This window comes from Neisseria sp. HMSC064D07, assembly GCF_001837185.1.
GTDB lineage: Bacteria > Pseudomonadota > Gammaproteobacteria > Burkholderiales > Neisseriaceae > Neisseria > Neisseria flavescens_C.
In genome coordinates, this window is sequence record NZ_KV831655.1 from 1 (window position 1) to 2,919 (window position 2,919).

The 2,919-nt window shown below is 48.7% G+C and carries 4 protein-coding genes and 1 pseudogene; 2 read left to right on the top strand and 3 right to left on the bottom strand.

The window, feature by feature from the left end:
• The 3 genes from HMPREF2608_RS02780 to HMPREF2608_RS02790 form a co-directional block, all read right to left on the bottom strand.
• On the bottom strand, positions 1 to 222 hold a 222-nt coding region (locus HMPREF2608_RS02780), incomplete at its 3' end, for a hypothetical protein (protein WP_141761452.1).
• Positions 223 to 247: 25 nt separating this feature from the next.
• Positions 248 to 847 carry a Maf family protein gene (locus HMPREF2608_RS02785; RefSeq protein ID WP_070646353.1) on the bottom strand — a complete coding sequence of 200 codons (600 nt, stop codon included), beginning with the start codon at positions 845 to 847 and terminating at the stop codon, positions 248 to 250.
• A 40-nt stretch (positions 848 to 887) separates the two neighbouring features.
• Complete coding sequence (locus tag HMPREF2608_RS02790; protein WP_070825912.1) at positions 888 to 1,424, bottom strand: gamma carbonic anhydrase family protein; 537 nt, start codon at positions 1,422 to 1,424, stop codon at positions 888 to 890.
• A gap of 451 nt (positions 1,425 to 1,875) precedes the next feature.
• Here HMPREF2608_RS02790 and HMPREF2608_RS02800 point away from each other — a divergent pair, with 451 nt between their 5' ends.
• Together HMPREF2608_RS02800 and HMPREF2608_RS02805 are read left to right on the top strand one after the other, a co-directional pair.
• Positions 1,876 to 2,499, top strand: coding sequence for a biliverdin-producing heme oxygenase (locus tag HMPREF2608_RS02800; RefSeq protein WP_070825914.1), 624 nt, complete (start codon positions 1,876 to 1,878; stop codon positions 2,497 to 2,499).
• A gap of 212 nt (positions 2,500 to 2,711) precedes the next feature.
• A pseudogene (locus HMPREF2608_RS02805) lies at positions 2,712 to 2,919 on the top strand (transferrin-binding protein); the annotation flags it as partial.

Consider the following 2,919-nt stretch of genomic DNA (forward strand, 5'->3'; position numbering starts at 1 on the left):
CTGTCGGGGGAAGGGCTTTTTTGCAAAGGTCTCATAGGTGTATTGATCGCCGAGCATGACCCAGCCGCCTGCGGGCGCATCTTCTATAGCGGAGCCAAGCTTCCCGAAAGAGAGGATGCTGTCGTTGCCTTTGCGGATGGCGGGTGTACCGTCGTCTGAAAAAGTGGTGCAGCCAGCGAGAAGGAATACTGCGGATAAAAAGGGGAAGACGTATGTTTTCATAATGTTTGTTTGAAGGTATTTAAAATCAGGCAAATGGGGGAATACTCAATCCGAATTGTTCCAACAAGCCGACCGTTTCGTAAACGGGCAGGCCCATCACGCCTGTAAAGCTGCCTTGCAAATGCTCGACAAACACGCCGCCCAAACCCTGAATGCCATACGCGCCCGCTTTGTCCATCGGTTCGCCACTTCGGATATAGGCGGATATTTCTTCGGCAGACAAGGTTTTGAAACGTACATCGCTGGTTTGCAAAACGCCGTGCGTTTTCCCTTGCCAATATACGCATACGGCAGTCAGCACCTGATGCGTCTGCCCTGAAAGCCGGGCGAGTATTTCGGCTGCTTGGGCTTCGGTTTCCGGTTTGCCGAGAATGTGGTTTTGATAGGCGACCGTAGTGTCGGCGGTCAGAATCGGATATTCGGGCGACGCGTCGTGTGTGGCTAACCATTGCTCGACAGCGGCGGCATTTTTTTCCTGCGCCATACGTTGCACATAATCGGCGGCTTTTTCGTCGGAATGCGGCGTTTCGTCGATGTCGGCAGGGATACGGATAACTTTGAATCTTAAGTTTTCCAGAATTTCGCGGCGGCGCGGGCTGCCGGAGGCTAGGTAGAGTGTGTGCATAAAACTTTCTTTTTTTAGGGGATATAAGGTCGTCTGAAAATTATTTTGACTGTTTGTGTTGGCCGGACAGGCGCACATAATGCGCAGAAGAATATTTCAAAAATTCTTTTTCTTTTTCGGTCAGCGGGCGGACTTGTTTGACGGGCGAGCCGACATAGAGATAGCCGCTTTCCAAACGTTTGCGTGGTGGCACCAAGCTGCCTGCGCCTATCATCACGTCGTCTTCAATGACGGTATCGTCCAGAATAATTGTACCCATTCCGATCAACACACGATCGCCGATGCGGCAGCCGTGCGACATGACTTTGTGTCCGACGGTTACGTCTTCGCCGATGATAAGGGGCGAACCTTCAGGCTTTTCCGCGTTTTTGTGCGAAACGTGCAAGACACTGCCGTCCTGTACATTGCTGCGCGCGCCGATGCTGATGCTGTTCACGTCGCCGCGCAACACGGCATACGGCCAAACGGATACGTCTTCGGCAAGCGATACTTCGCCGATGATGACGGAGGTCTCGTCGATGAGGCAGGATTCGTGGATTTGGGGAGTATGGTCTAAGAAGGGGCGGATAGGGTTCATGTTGTTTCTTTCTTTTTGATAGTGTAGCAGGTTTCAGACGACCTACGGCTCGGTATGGCGAAAGTATGCCGTTTTGACGCAGGCAGGGCAAGGACGGTATCTGCCAAGATGCAGTCATGTCTTTGTAAACAATATTCTTTATGGTTAGGAAACCATTTTCCGTTAAATCTGAATCTTTTGTTTGCCGAAGGTGGGAAATTGTCCGTTATTATCTTGTAGTTGCAAGTAGCTGCAAATCATTCTCTTGCCATTTGAATTGGAATGATATATATTTTTAAAAAATATTTCACAAAATAACGAAACCCGATGGTTTGTTTTCAAACGGATTTGACGGGTTCCCATCCTGCAAACCTCCGCTTCCATCCCATATCCGTTTTCAAACCTATCCAATCCACCTTGTTTAAATAAAGGCGGCCTGAAGGTCGTCTGAAACTTTATAAAGGATATTCACATGAGCGAAACACAAGAGCTGACTTTTGCCAAACGGCTGAAAGAGCAAACCACCACCATTCATGACAGCGTGGACAACTTGGTTATGTCTGTCGAGCCGTTTTCCAATAAAGAGAACTACATCAAATTCTTGAAACTGCAATCCGTGTTCCACAAAGCGGTTGATCATATCTATAAAGACCCCGAGTTGAACAAAGCCATTCCCGAGCTGGAATACATGGCGCGTTACGATGCGGTAACGCAAGACTTGGCGGATTTGGGCGACAAACCTTACGAATACGGCAAACCGCTGCCGCATGAAACCGGCAATAAAGCCATCGGTTGGCTGTATTGCGCCGAAGGTTCCAATTTGGGCGCAGCATTTTTATTTAAACACGCGCAAAAGCTGGATTACACCGGCGAACACGGCGCGCGCCACCTCGCTCCCCATCCGAACGGCCGCGGCAAACATTGGCGTGCTTTTGTCGAGCATCTGAATGCTTTGGGTTTAAGCCCTGAAGCTGAAGCCGAAGCGATTCAAGGTGCAAAAGATGCATTTGCGTTCTACAAAGTCGTTCTGCGCGAAACATTTGACCTGCCTGCAGGTGCGGAAGCTCCGGAAGGCTTTATTCCGCATCGTCATTAATGGTTTGACGATATAAGTAGAGGTCGTCTGAAACACATCTGTATGCACGGATTCATAAATTCCGTTTTCAGACGACCTTCATACTGATGCAAGTTTAGTACCGTTTGGTTATCCGCATTTGCGGTATATTTTAATTGGTTTGATGTAAATAATTATCAAATATTTTATCACCATCATTCCAAAATACCATTATCACATTCAGGAGTTTGACCATGAAGGAATCATTTAAATTAAGTATGCTGGCGATTGCCTGCAGCATCGCATTGAGTGCATGCGGTTCAAGCGGTGGTGGTACGCCGTCTGCACAGCCTGCACCGACCCCGCAACAGCCGGGCAATAATTCCGGCTCGGGCGGAGGAGGTGATTCAAAACAAACAGAAGACGCTAAGAAAGCTGAAGAAGCCAAGAAAGCTGAAGAAG

Bases quoted from the DNA above. Each gene is read 5' to 3' on its own strand.
- HMPREF2608_RS02785 (WP_070646353.1), bottom strand. From the start codon at position 847: ATGCACACACTCTACCTAGCCTCCGGCAGCCCGCGCCGCCGCGAAATT.
- HMPREF2608_RS02790 (WP_070825912.1), bottom strand. From the start codon at position 1,424: ATGAACCCTATCCGCCCCTTCTTAGACCATACTCCCCAAATCCACGAA.
- HMPREF2608_RS02800 (WP_070825914.1), top strand. From the start codon at position 1,876: ATGAGCGAAACACAAGAGCTGACTTTTGCCAAACGGCTGAAAGAGCAA.